At 47.7% G+C, this 13427-nt stretch carries 8 protein-coding genes; 4 read left to right on the top strand and 4 right to left on the bottom strand.

Features of this window, described 5'->3' with window-relative positions; genetic code table 11:
- The first annotated feature begins 167 nt into the window (after window positions 1-167).
- From PV783_RS28640 to PV783_RS28625, 4 genes are all read left to right on the top strand, one after another.
- Window positions 168-3389, top strand: a complete 3222-nt coding sequence (locus PV783_RS28640; protein WP_420990484.1) for a SusC/RagA family TonB-linked outer membrane protein — start codon at window positions 168-170, stop codon at window positions 3387-3389.
- Between the two features lie 20 nt (window positions 3390-3409).
- Window positions 3410-4906, top strand: a complete 1497-nt coding sequence (locus PV783_RS28635) for a SusD/RagB family nutrient-binding outer membrane lipoprotein (RefSeq protein ID WP_111577828.1) — start codon at window positions 3410-3412, stop codon at window positions 4904-4906.
- 28 nt (window positions 4907-4934) lie between these two features.
- The gene (locus PV783_RS28630) at window positions 4935-7256 is read left to right on the top strand and encodes an arylsulfatase (RefSeq protein ID WP_420990483.1); all 2322 of its coding nucleotides are present in this window, start codon (window positions 4935-4937) and stop codon (window positions 7254-7256) included.
- Between the two features lie 158 nt (window positions 7257-7414).
- Entirely contained in the window at window positions 7415-8506 is a 1092-nt protein-coding gene (locus PV783_RS28625) for a sterol desaturase family protein (RefSeq protein ID WP_336386638.1), read from the top strand.
- A gap of 60 nt (window positions 8507-8566) precedes the next feature.
- On the opposite strand, the gene PV783_RS28620 is transcribed toward PV783_RS28625, so the two are convergent.
- The 4 genes from PV783_RS28620 to PV783_RS28605 are packed head-to-tail and all read right to left on the bottom strand — an operon-like array spanning window position 8567 to window position 13416.
- Window positions 8567-9631 carry a redoxin domain-containing protein gene (locus PV783_RS28620; protein ID WP_420990482.1) on the bottom strand — a complete coding sequence of 355 codons (1065 nt, stop codon included), beginning with the start codon at window positions 9629-9631 and terminating at the stop codon, window positions 8567-8569.
- A gap of 25 nt (window positions 9632-9656) precedes the next feature.
- A complete protein-coding gene (locus tag PV783_RS28615) occupies window positions 9657-11159 on the bottom strand; it encodes a PKD-like family lipoprotein (RefSeq protein ID WP_420990481.1) in 1503 nt (500 codons plus the stop codon).
- 28 nt (window positions 11160-11187) lie between these two features.
- Window positions 11188-11940: a DUF4843 domain-containing protein gene (locus PV783_RS28610; protein WP_420990480.1), complete on the bottom strand. Its 753-nt coding sequence runs from the start codon at window positions 11938-11940 to the stop codon at window positions 11188-11190.
- A gap of 36 nt (window positions 11941-11976) precedes the next feature.
- The gene (locus PV783_RS28605; RefSeq protein WP_420990479.1) at window positions 11977-13416 is read right to left on the bottom strand and encodes a RagB/SusD family nutrient uptake outer membrane protein; all 1440 of its coding nucleotides are present in this window, start codon (window positions 13414-13416) and stop codon (window positions 11977-11979) included.
- Window positions 13417-13427 lie beyond the last annotated feature (11 nt).

The following is a 13427-nucleotide window of genomic DNA, read 5'->3' as shown; positions in this document are numbered from 1 at the left end:
AACAATAGAAGCAACAGGAATTTTAACGCGGATCCAGTGACATCCGTGTGTTGCTGTTGTTGTTAGACGGCCTTTCCGATTGGCACATCCGATTATTTAAATGACACATAGCGTGGTCATCATGGGCATCTATTGCCCAATTCTTCCAACATCTAATTTCCCTTTGTATGTTTAAATATTTACGAAAGACACTATTGTGTGCTGCTTTGTTGTCCTTTACCAGCAGCGTTTATTCACAGGCGCCTGTACTGTTAAAAGGAAAAGTGATTGATAATAAAACACAGGAAGCATTACCTGGTGCATCCGTGCGCGTCAAAGGCGGCGCCACCGGCACGCTGGCAGATGCTACCGGAACATACCAGTTAAGCCTGCTGACATTACCGCAAACCATCGTCGTTACATTTATTGGATATCAGTCGCAGGAAGTATTGATTACCAAAAACGATCTGAACAAAGTAATAAAGCTGGAACAACAGCAGGCGTTATCCGAAGTAGTAGTAACGGCAGTGGGTATACGAAGTGCTACCCGGTCACTTGGTTATAGTGTGGGAGAAGTAAAAGCCGCTGCATTGAAAGATAGCCGGGAACCTAACATAGTAGCGGCGCTCAGCGGAAAGGTAGCTGGTGTGCAGATCAATAACTCCGGTGGCTCCCCCGGTGGATCATCTACCATAAAAATCAGGGGCAACAGTTCCCTGCTGGGCAACAATGCGCCGTTATTTATTTTAGATGGCGTACCGGTAGATAATTCTATCCAGGATATTCTTCCTGTGTCAAACAGTGTTTCGCTGGCTACACCATCTAACAGGGCCATTGATATCAACAGCGCAGACATTGCCAGCGTAACCGTGCTGAAAGGCCCGGCAGCAGCTGCATTGTATGGCATCAGGGCATCAAACGGCGCGGTGGTGATCAATACAAAAAGAGGCAGTTCACTAACAGATAAATCTTTTGGCGTAAGCTATAGCGGATCATTTACGATTGATAAAATAAACCGCCGCATGCAACCACGCCAAACCAGTTTTTCAAATGGCATCGGCGGGCAGTATGTGAAACCAGGCACAACGGGCTCTGATGAAAACTGGGGCGCCTTGCTGGATACCCTTACCTACAGCTCGCAGCCCAGCAACTTTGATAAGAACGGTACTATAGTAGGGAGAAGCTCTCCGCTCTCCAATGGTATACCGGTGAACAGGTACGACAATATCGGGCAGTTTTTCGTTAACGGCTATACGAATGATCATAACATCAGTTTTTATGGCAACACAGGTAATGCAGGCTATTATTTTTCTTATGGAAATCTGAAACAGACAGGCATTATTCCGACAACAGATTTCTTCCGGCATACCTTCCGCTTTAACGGCGACTATACCGTGAACGACCGGCTGAAAGTATCCGGCGGACTCAATTACATCAAGGATGGCGCCGGTAACAGGGCGTTGATGGGAGGATTCAATACCAACGTGGTTCGTGCGCTGATCAATTCTCCGGCAAACTTTGACATCACAAATGGTTACTCCAATCCCTGGGAACATCCTGAATCCTATAAGCTGCCGGCTACTACCAACAAGCCTTGGGGCGACAGCCGTTCCTATGCCAATGGTATTGGCTGGGATAATCCCTACTGGTCGCTTAACATGAATCCACAAACCGATGAGCTGAACCGCTTCATCACCTTTGCGGAAGCCAGCCTGGATATTACGAGCTGGTTAAAAGCCACTGCCCGTTATGGCATCGATAACTATACTGATGTAAGGAAAGGCGCTTTTAGTCGTGGTACCTCCGGCGTAGCTACCGGCACCATCAATGACGTAAATTATTCCAGGAGGGATAACAACCTGGATGTTTTACTGGTGGCCGACAGGAAGCTGAACAAAGACCTGGATCTTACCGTAGTGGCAGGATACAACTATTATAATTCCTGGAAGAACCAGGTGAATACCCGTGGCGACGGATTAACGATCCCTGGTAATTTTAATATCTCCAATGCATCATCTACCCAAACATTTAATCAGACTATCCGCAGGAAACTGGTTGCCGGATATGCAGATGTAAAGCTGGATTACAGGAAGTGGTTATACCTGGAGCTTACCGGAAGAAACGAATGGACTTCCACGCTGGCCAAAGGAAAGAACGCATTCTTTTATCCTTCTGCCAGTACAAGTTTTATTTTTACAGATGCGCTTCACCTGAATAATACAATCCTGAATTTCGGTAAGATACGCGCCACTTACGCGCAGGTGGGTAATGACGCCGATCCGTATTCCCTTGAAACCTATTATGTGCCTACTACCAGCAGCGGTTGGATACAGAGCGGAATCAGTTTCCCATTCAACGGCAAACAGGGACTCAGCTACAGCGCTACTATCGGCAACCCCGATCTTAAACCGGAACGTATCAGCACCTGGGAAGCCGGACTGGACCTGCATTTCTTCCATGATAAAACACAACTGGAAGGAGTTTATTATTACAACAGCAGTAAAGACCAGATCATACCGGTTACGCTGCCTTACTCTACCGGTGCCGCCTATACGCTTACCAATGCCGGTAATATCGTTAACAAAGGAATTGAAGCCAGCCTGTTGCAGCGCATCGTTAGCGGCAGAAAATTTTCATGGACCGCCACCGCCTTGTTTAACAAAAACATCAGCCGTGTAAACTATATCGCTGATAATATTTCCAGTGTTAGTCTTGGTGGCATATGGATGGAAGCAAGAGGCCAGGCGGGGCAGCCCTATGGCGTGTTTTACGGCACCGATGTAAAACGTAACGCAGCAGGAAAACCCATCATCGACGATAACCCCAACAGTGCCAGCTATGGCTATCCATTGGTGAATACCACGTTCACCAAAATAGGAGATCCAAATCCTGATTTCAATGTGGGGTTGCGTAATGAACTGAGATACGGTTCCTTCAGCTTTTCGTTTTTGCTGGATGGCCGCTTTGGTTTTGACCTGTTCAATGCGCCGCGTTTGCAGATGGTGTTTAACGGTGTAGATGCTTCCACGGCTGCAAGAGGCACTACCACTGTGTTTGACGGCGTTACCGCTTCAAAGGGAGAGCCTAATACCATTAGTGCAGTGTTGTCGCAGGCGTGGTACCGTAATACTTTCAATATACAGGGATTGTATGTGGAGCATGATCTCTACTGGATAAAGCTCAAAGATGTGAATCTTACATATGCTTTACCTGCGCAGTTGCTGAAGCCTGCTCACATATCAGCAGCGAGTGTTACGCTGACGGCCAGGAACTTTTTGCTTTCCACCAATTACACCGGCAGTGATCCGGACCTGGGAAGCCGCAATGGTTTGTCGAATGCCGCGGGTATTGACTTCTGGACAACGCCCAACACAAAAAGCTATGGCGTGGCATTGAACGTTTCTTTTTAATCTATTAAGTAATCAGCAAGATGAAAATATATCCATCTAATATCGGACGTTTATTTATTGCAGTGAGTATGTTAGCAGGGCTGGCGTCCTGCTCACTTGAAGGTACCAACGTTAACCCTAACGCCTCTACGGAGGTATCCGTTAGCGCGGTGTTAACCGGTGCAGAAGTAGCGCTCGGCTTTAACCTGGGCGTTAACGCAGGACTGATCGCCAATATCTATATCCAGCAGGCTTCCGGCGCTAACGGTGATGCCGCCTCCTTTGATAACTACGCTTCGTCCACCCAGTATTTTAACCAAACCTGGAGAGGGTTTTATGTAGAAGTGCTGGATGAACTGAAGATTGTGAGAACTACCGCCACGCAGCAGCAGTTGCCCTATTACAGCGGTATTGCACGGGTGTTGAGCGTGTATACTTATGGTACTTTAACAGATCTTTTCGGAGACATCCCCTACAAGGAATCATTATATGGTAACAACATTACCAATCCCGCGTATGATAAGCAGGAGGATATTTATAAATCGTTGCAGGAACAGCTGGACTCCGCTATCGCGGAGCTTTCCTTACCGGCAGCCAGCAACCAGGGTGCATTGCCGGCTACAGATGATGTGATATACGGCGGTAATATTGACCGGTGGAAATCGCTTGCGTATACCCTGAAAGCACGATATGCTATACATCTTACTAAAATAAACAGCACCACTGCTGCACAAGCCGTGTTGAATGCGTTATATGATGGCGCCCGCTACAGGGGAATAGCCGATAATTCAGGAGATGCGCTGGTGATATTCGGCGCATCCACTACCAATGCGAACCCGTTCTATCAGCAGAACACCAACAGGCCGGGATGGATAGGACTGGGCGCTTCTTTTGTAAACCTGTTGAATGGAAATGCCGTAACGGATGATCCTACTAAGCCGGAAGGACTGCTGGTAGACCCAAGACGTGCTTATTTTGCCACTCCTTACCCCGTGGGCAGCAATACTTACAGGGGCAGCGCTCCGGGCGTGCCTGGTGCGTTTTCAGTGATTGGCAGTTATTATGGAACAGCCACTTCACCGGTGGTGATCAGCAGTTTCACCGAAGCAAAATTCCTGGAAGCAGAAGCGCGGTGGAGAATAAATCCTGCGGATCCTCTGGCCAAAACAGCCCTGGAAGCAGCAATACGTTCCTCTTTTCAACGGGTAGTAAGCAACAGCACCGATCCTTATGCCACACCGGAGAAGCAACAGGCATATATAACGGCAAAGGCTATATTAAACGGTGACTCCGGCAGTGATCTGAACACGATCATTACCCAAAAATATATTGCCTTGTTCCTGCAACCGGAAGCGTGGTCGGATTACCGCCGGACAGGCTATCCTGCATTGCCGCTGGCTAAGAACGCGACCAGCGTTGCCAATCCAAACGGACAAATACCCAGGAGGATTCCTTATCCACAGAATGAGCAGACACTGAATAATAATACTCCCGCAGGATCGGGATATCAAACACCTGCCTTGTGGTGGGACAAATAAAACTATCAAGCCAACTAAACAATAAGTAATGAAATTTTCAACCTCATCCGGACCCTTTATTTCGTTGATGCTGCTGGGCGTTGCATCAGGCGCCTATGCGCAATACAGCCCGCAAAAAAGTTATGCCGGAAAGCCAGGTACTACGCTTGCACAAACGGTTATTACGCCAACGCCTTTTAACCCTGTTGCGCCGGCAGGTGCGCCCAATATTATTTATGTGATGCTGGATGATGTGGGATGGGGCGCCAGCAGTGCGTTTGGCGGGTTAGTGGAAACGCCTGTTTTTGATAGCCTGGCTAATAACGGTTTGCGCTATACGAATTTTCATACCACCGCTATTTGCTCGCCCACCCGTGCCTCTTTACTAACTGGCCGCAACCATCATTCTGTGAATGTACCTACAGTGATTGATGCGGCAGTGAACCTGCCAGGTCATAACGGTTACATGCCGTTTGAAAAAGGTACGGTAGCGGAGATATTAAGAGAAGATGGATACAACACATATGCTGTTGGTAAATGGCATGTAACGCCCAGCCCGGATCTTACGCCGGCAGGGCCTTTTAACCGCTGGCCCACAGGCCGCGGGTTTGATGCCTTCTTCGGATTTATGGCCGGAGAAACAGACCAGTATACGCCTGCACTCTGGGAAAATACGGTGAAGGTAGAACCGGATCTGCAGGGAAAGCATCTCACTACCGTGCTGGTGGATAAAGCGATTTCCTATATCGCCGGACAACACTCTGCAGCGCCTGATAAACCTTTCTTCCTGTACTTCACACCGGGGGCTACACACGGGCCTCACCAGGTAGATAAGTCATGGGTGGATAAATACAAAGGTAAATTTGACGCCGGCTGGGATGTATACCGGGAGCAGGTGCTGGCGCGGCAAAAGGCACTGGGACTGGTACCAAAGGATGCAACGCTGCCACCGCGTAATCCCGGCGTGAAGCCGTGGGAATCGCTTTCCGCCACTGAGAAGAAAGTATTTTCCCGCTTCTTTGAAGTATATGCAGGATTTCTTTCCCACACGGATTATGAAGTAGGCCGCCTGGTGAATTACCTGCGCGATACCAAACAGCTGGATAATACGCTGATCGTGCTTATCATTGGCGACAACGGCGCCAGCAAGGAAGGCGGTTTGAGCGGTCATGTGCATGGCATTAATGAGTACATCGACGGTAGTTTGTTTACTGAGAATTATGACCGCAGAATAAAGGATATTGATAGTTTGTATGAGAAGATAGGAAGTCCGGAATCCGGCCCCAACTATCCCGTGGGCTGGGCGCAGGCCGCGAACACACCTTTCCGTTATCTCAAGCAGGATGCCAACAGCGAAGGTGGTACCCGTAACCCGCTGGTGATCTTCTATCCAAAGCTGATCAAAAAAGGAGGCATCCGTACGCAGTATTCACATGTAAACAGTGTAACGCCTACGGTGCTGGAAATTGCGGGGTTGAAAATACCTAAAGTGATCAATGGTTATCCGCAGGATACGCTGGAGGGAATCAGTTTAGCTTATACTATCAACAATGAAAATGCGCCGGGCCGGCATCATGTGCAATACTACGAAATAGCCGGTGGACGCGCTATCTACAAAGATGGCTGGAAAGCTGCCGTAAGCCATAAACGGGGTACGCCGTTCTCCACAGACAAGTGGGAACTATACAACCTGGATACGGATTTTAATGAACAACATGATCTGGCTGCGGATAACCCTGCAAAGCTGAAAGAGCTGCAAAGTCTTTTTGATAAAGAGGCATGGAAGTATAAAGTGTATCCCTTGCTGGGAGATACTACCCGTCTTACCCCTGCTATCCTTACCCGCGGTCCGCTGGATAGCCGCGCCAGCGCTATATTGTATCCGGGGATTACACAAGTGCCTTCGCGTTCCGCGCCGTTTCTTTCAGAGCAGTCGTTTATCATCAAAGCAGATGTGGAGCTGAGTGATGCAAAGAATGAAGGCGTGTTATTAAGTACAGGCGGGCGTTTTTCAGGGTTTACTTTTTTTGTACAACAAGGGAAACTGAAAGCTGTGCATAACAATAACGGTCGGTTAACGGATCTTACTTCGGGTAAAGATCTCCCATTAGGAAAGGCCATACTCCGCTATGAATTGAAATACACACCGGCATTACAACTCACAGACCCGGCAGGTACAGAGTCATTATATATCAATGATGAAAAGGTGGCGGAGCGCACCATCAGCAAAGCCGATGCTACTATTTCCCCTTATGACGAAGGGCTGGATGTGGGAAGGGATCAGGGTTCTGCGGTATCGCCATTGTATAAATCGCCTTACAATTTTACCGGTAAACTTAACCATATCGAAATTATACATCCTTCACTTTAAATGCATTATTATGACGTTAGCAGATCTTGTTTTATTAACAAAAAAAATTGCCATCGGCATATTGATATTCCTGATACCGCTGGTGATTATCGCCGGCAGTATCTGGCTGATACACTTTTTATTTAATCAACATCACTGATCACATAAAAAAGATAAGTATGACAACAACAGCAAAAACGCAGACGCAGGTGATCCTGAAGGACTCCCTGATTAGTTTACTGCTATATGTATTGCCGATAGGGCTCATGTTTCTGTCGTTTTATATCAGTGGCAGCAAACCGTGGCTGAATGCCACTTCTGAGCATCTTTCCTTCCGCGCGCCGGCATTCCTGGAGGCCGTATTTAATAACCTCAAAACGTGGGGATTACCGGCTATTATGCTGGTAGTGGGGATTGTGGAATTTTCTGTAGGATTGTATGAAAATAAGTGGACGAAGAATGAACGCACACTGGATATTGTATGTTTTATACTTCCGAAAATTGTGCTGCGTCCGATGATTGCTTATTTCGGGTTGAAGTTATTGCCTTTTGTTTTACCTGATGCAAAGAATGCATTTGCCTGGGTGCCGTTCTGGTGGGGTATTGCGATCATGGCTGTTGCTGATGATCTAACGCAGTACTGGTATCACCGGCTGCATCATCAATTGCCCCTGTTATGGCGTTTTCACCGTACACACCATTCCGCGCCTTATATGGGCATGGCGATGACGAGCAGGCAGAATATTATTTACACCGCCTTCTTTTCGCAGATCTACCTGACAGTAACGCTTACTTATCTGGGTCTTGGTTATCCGGCGCTTTTTGTAGGCGGCATAAAATCACTGATTACTACTGCAGCGCATTCCAGTATTAAATGGGATAAGCCATTTTATACCATCCGGTGGCTGAACCCGGTAGCATGGGTGATGGAGCGTTTAATTTCAACGCCCGCCACGCATCATGCACACCATGCAGATACTACAGATGATGGCGTGGGATACTACAAAGGTAACTTTGGGAATATGTTTTTTATCTGGGATATCATTTTTGGTACAGGCATTATCACCCGTCAGTATCCAAGTGCTTATGGATTGAAACATTATAAAGAAGAGGAATGGTATGCACAGTTGTTATGGCCTATTTTTAAATCGAAGAAAGAGGGCAGTGAGCTGGCGCATAACGGGCCCGTGGTAGGAGATGAGGTAACAGAAGAACCGGTGCCGGTGGTAGCGCCGCCAGTGGCGGCGATTGTACATGCTGAAGCAGTATAACGGATTGTATGTAATAGAAAGAAACCGCTGCAAACACTTGTTTGCAGCGGTTTCTTTTTGCTACTTCAATAATTCATCGAGTTTATCCAACCCTTCGCCTCTTAAATTGCTGGCGATAATTTTTCCTTCCGGATCGATCAGGTAATTCTGCGGAATAAACCTGACGGCATATTTCTTAGCGCCTTCTGCATTTTGCGGATCGAGTGAAGAGATCTGTTGCCAGGGAAGATTATCTTCTTTGATGGCCTTTATCCAGTCGGCCCTGGACTTGTCCAGTGAAACCCCGAGTATAGTAAAGTTCCTGTCTTTATACTTATTATAGGCATTGAGTACATGCGGGTTCTCCGCCCTGCATGGCATGCACCAGCTGGCCCAGAAATCGATCAGTACATATTTGCCCCGGAAATCTTTCAGGGAAACGGCGATGCCGGCGGTGTCCTTTTCAGTGAAGTCGGGTGCGGGTTTTCCCGGCAGCAACAGTTTGGCCTGTTCCACTCTTTGGGTAAATGCCACTCCGGCTGTGCTGTTTTTCAGTGCGGGCGATAAATTATTGAACAGGGTTTCTTTCTGCATCATGTCTGCCGCTCCGCCGATATCGTTCAATACAAGATCCAGGCTGATCTGTGAAGCCGGGTGCTTTGCCACGAATTCGCGGTAAACCTCCTGCCGGCGTTGGGCGATAGCGGCATAGCTGTTTAATGCAGTATCTGCCTGACGCGCAGAAGCCTTGCTGAGTGCCTGTTCCAGCCGGCTATATTCTTCATTGAGCGGAGTGCCGCCTATACGCAGTTGCCTGCTGGTATCTGCATTGGTAACGGTGATATTTCCTGCTTCCAGGTAGAAATAGGCGCCTGTAAAAGTGGGTCTTGTTCCTGACGAAGGAGTAGTAATGGAAATAACTGATTTTACCGGTTCAGCTATATTGCCTGTTAAGGTGAAGCGGCCATCGGTGATTTTTGCGGAATCATGGATGCGTTTACCATCCAGCTGGTAGTAAACATGCGCCCATGTTTGGTTGTCTGCCTTGCGCAGGCTGCCGTTAATGGTAAACGGCTGCCCGGCATAGGCTGCACCGGCCGTGAAGACCAGGAGCAGGAAGAGGAGGTTGGTTTTGATTTTTCTCATTTTTATAAATTTTTTAGATAGATGTTTATCGTTCGCGGTAGGCGATGCAGGAAATTTTACCCGTTCCTGCATATGATTTATACAGTTGTAACGGTGCATTGATGTCAGGAACGTTATAGATATCCAGTATGCCAGAATTCTCCGGTTGACCCTGGATATAAGTACCCACCAGTAGCTTTTTACTCAGCCCGATGTAGTAAGTGGCGTTGGAAGCGCTGGCGTATGTGGAGGCAAATGGCTGGAATTTCAGGAGTGAAATTTTCCTGTTGCCATAATCATGCATCAGTATGCTGCGTTTGGTGGCATGATCATATTCATACACCTTGCCACCTACATTGTAAAACAGGTAGCCAAGATCGGGACTCACTGCAAAGTTTTCGGCATCAGCAATGCCGTCGCCGGTGATTTCTGCAAAATAGTTCTGTTTACCGGGCACTGTAAATCTTGCCAGGTAACGTTTACCGGTCGTACTGTTTTTCAGCACAGCAAATACTTCGCCGCTGTTGAATGGAGCAAAGGCGCTGTAGAGCAGGTCCATGCCGGTGCTGAAATTAAAGAGGTCTCCTGCGGGAAGTGTGAGACAGGTGGTACCTGATCCGGGATAGCGCAGAAACGTTTTGGTATCTTCATTGAAGATGATCGACTGGCCTGACGTGTTTTGAGCGGTCCAGCGCGATGGTTTGAAAAGCGCAGAACCTCCGTCCTGTGTATTCACCGGGTTGTTAATGGAGCTGTAACCGATTCCATAGATATTGTTGTTGACATAAAGTAAACCGCCATACATCCGGAGGGAAATGTCGGCGCCTGTCCAGTCGGTAACAGGCTCCGCCGCCTGCATAAAATTCTTCAGGTCGTAAGCGGGTACATAATCCAGTGAGTCCAGTCCGAGAAGCACGGCATTTTTGCTGGTGGCTACAAATATGCCGAGAGATCCGTTGGTAGGGCCTCCGAGCTGTGAAAACTGGGTGGCTATAAAAGCAGGCGTGCCTGTTGTTTTGTAAGCAGAGCGTACTTCTTTGAGGATATCGCGGTATAATGTATCGGTGTTACCACTGTGTGAAATCATATCCAGGCGGCTGTTACCATTTTCCATATCGCACAGCATCATCCATCCTTCATAGGAGGGTGCGCCTACATTCAGTGTAAAATAGCTGTCGGTGAACACACCCGTTTTTTTGTCGGTAACGCGGTAGTACATTGCGTAGAGGCCGTAGTCAAGCGTGATCACGGTATCAAGATTCCTCGAGGTGGAAATGATGGTGGGCGCCATCGTGTATCCTACCAGGTGATCCGCCACCCAGTTATAGGTATAGTTGGCAGTATCCTCGTGATCATCTTTTGAAAATTTAAGCACCGGTTTGATCTGCAAACGTGTGCCGTAATCCAACAGGTAAGCAGAGTCCACACCCTGTATAGTGATACTGTTGATGGGTGTATAGGTATAGTTGCCCTTATCCTTCATACATGCCGACAGCAGCAGTGCAAAGATGAAAGAGATCAATATTGGTTTGTAATGATGAGTGTTCATATTTGTTGATGAATAAGATGAAAGAATATTATTGAACAGCGGACCCCATTTTCATTTCGGTTCCATCTTCTTCTGTAATTGTTTTACCTGCGTTCTTCTGGTTGTTTAAATAGGTTTGGAACTGCCTGGAGTAGTTGGTGAGCTGTGTGGTGGAGTACAGTGTACCCGCGTAAAATTTCGCCAGCAAGAGCGACTGGTTGGCAACGAGCAGTTCCAGTTTTTTGCGTGAATAAGCGCCCAGCGCGCTGGTGTTGTTATCCCAGAGATCAGGTTTGGGAAGGATATCCTGTATGATAATTTCCAGGTTGGTGGCAGATATAACATCTGTCGCTGCAGCATTGAACACGCTCATGTTTGTTTGAAAATTGTTGTTGGGACTGAGCTTCAGAAACAGCGACACTGTTTTTTCGCGCAGGTCTGCCGGTCGCAGGATCTTAACAGGTACCAGTTTCTGGTTGGCATTGGCAGGAATAAATAGACTATCGTTAACGGGTAAACGATAATGTTTATCCGCTACAGCGGTGCTGGATTGATCTGCTGTCATATTGAACAACCGGTTATCCGGGGTGACTTTCCCCAGCAGGTTTACATAAAACCCGGTGCTGTCTTCTGTTCTGTTTCCCCGGAAGGCAAAATTGATCATGATAGTATCATAGTTGGTGCCGAAGCGGGAGTAGGAAAAAAAGACATTGCTTTCTTCTGTGTAATGCAGCAGTTCACTTTTGGCGCATCCGGTTACGAGAGCGGTGAGCAGGAGGAAGTATATTGGAAAAATCTTCATGTTATTTGCATTGATACATTTAAGAATAAAGGCTTCCTATCTGAAAGTGGTTTCGGATAGCGGAAGCGGCACTACGTATTTTGCCGGCGTCATGGCAATGGTGGCATTGGCGGAAGAGCCGCTGTTGATGGCCGGAAGATTGATGCGTTTGTAATAGTAGAACAGCTGCCCTTCTCCCCAGAACTCTTTCTGATATTCTTTAGTAAGCTGGTTCCTCTTATCACCGCTGATAGTAACCGGAGGCAGGCCCCTGTTGTAGCGTACGGTATTCAGCAGTGTGGAAGCCCTGCTGTCATCGGTTTCTCCTTCTATAGCGATGTAATACAGTTCTGTGAGCCTCACTAAAGGTTGCAGTTTCCGGTAGAGCAGGTTTTTGTTTTGTATATCTGCATATTTGAAGAAGGTTTTGTCTGTCCGTACGGAAGTTCTGTCTACATCAAAGTTGATCCGGTACCGGTAATCGTTGTTATAATCTTCATAAATGGCGGTAAGCCGCTGCGGCAGCGGCGCCAGCAGGCTGGTGTTAAGACTCGCAGCGAACCAGCTGGTTTGAGTGGCATACATATCTGCATTTTCCAGCCCGAAAATAACTTCGGAAGAAAAGATCCGGTCCGGGTTCACAATGCCGGGAGCGGAGAGGGAAGAAGGACTCCAGGGAAACCAGGGAGTGGCTTCATTGATTACGGCTGTTGCTGTGGCGGCAGCGCCTGTGTTATCGCGCCTGTAGAGCAGCACTCTTGCCTGCAGGGTTTTCACGGCATAATAATTCATGCGGCGGTTGCGCAGACTGAAGAATTTATCTGCCATAGCATCCGGCGCCTTTATACCAGCCGTGCGTACCGGGTCTTTTTCCAGCAGGGTGGCTGCTGTAGATAGATCAGCCAGCACATTTGTGATAACGGTATTAGCGGGCAATAACGCCTCTATTTTTGATTCCGGTGTAACGGGATAGGGAATAGACGTTTTAGTGGAGTCGGTGGCATATACCGGTCCGAAAAGCCGCAACAAATCGAAGGCCACAAACGCCCTTAGCCCGTAGGCTTCTCCCAGCAGCAGATTTTTTTCTTCCGCGCTCAATACATTGTTGGTGCTATCTACATTGTGAATAAAGAGATTGATATTCAGGATAGCGGTGTAGGCATTGTTCCAGATAGCGGTGGTATGCGACATCGCAGTGGCATCTGTGTATTTGTACCCAAACGTTGTATAAAAAGGGTGGGAGGTGGCCGCACAGTTATAATACTGGGCCAGCACATCGAGGGTGGTAGCGGTAAGCTCGCGGCCATACACCGCGGGTTTGGCCAGGTTCAGATAGATGCCGTTGATCACATTACGGATAGATGTTTGGCTGCCGTATACCTGGTTTTCCAGGAACTTGTCTTCCGGCTGTACATCCAGGTATTTACTGCAGGATACCATTGAAAGAAAGAGAATGGTAAGCAGCAGGAGCGGAAAGATGCGTTTTATCGGTTGCATAAAAAATATAT

Origin of the sequence: Chitinophaga sp. CC14, from assembly GCF_048957795.1 — a bacterium.
GTDB classification, from domain to species: domain Bacteria; phylum Bacteroidota; class Bacteroidia; order Chitinophagales; family Chitinophagaceae; genus Chitinophaga; species Chitinophaga ginsengisegetis.
This window is presented reverse-complemented; position numbering and strand designations above follow the sequence as displayed.

Excerpts from the sequence above, each read along its gene's own strand:
- PV783_RS28640 (WP_420990484.1), top strand. The coding sequence starts at position 168 with ATGTTTAAATATTTACGAAAGACACTATTGTGTGCTGCTTTGTTGTCC.
- PV783_RS28635 (WP_111577828.1), top strand. The coding sequence starts at position 3,410 with ATGAAAATATATCCATCTAATATCGGACGTTTATTTATTGCAGTGAGT.
- PV783_RS28630 (WP_420990483.1), top strand. The coding sequence starts at position 4,935 with ATGAAATTTTCAACCTCATCCGGACCCTTTATTTCGTTGATGCTGCTG.
- PV783_RS28625 (WP_336386638.1), top strand. The coding sequence starts at position 7,415 with ATGACAACAACAGCAAAAACGCAGACGCAGGTGATCCTGAAGGACTCC.
- PV783_RS28620 (WP_420990482.1), bottom strand. The coding sequence starts at position 9,631 with ATGAGAAAAATCAAAACCAACCTCCTCTTCCTGCTCCTGGTCTTCACG.
- PV783_RS28615 (WP_420990481.1), bottom strand. The coding sequence starts at position 11,159 with ATGAACACTCATCATTACAAACCAATATTGATCTCTTTCATCTTTGCA.
- PV783_RS28610 (WP_420990480.1), bottom strand. The coding sequence starts at position 11,940 with ATGAAGATTTTTCCAATATACTTCCTCCTGCTCACCGCTCTCGTAACC.
- PV783_RS28605 (WP_420990479.1), bottom strand. The coding sequence starts at position 13,416 with ATGCAACCGATAAAACGCATCTTTCCGCTCCTGCTGCTTACCATTCTC.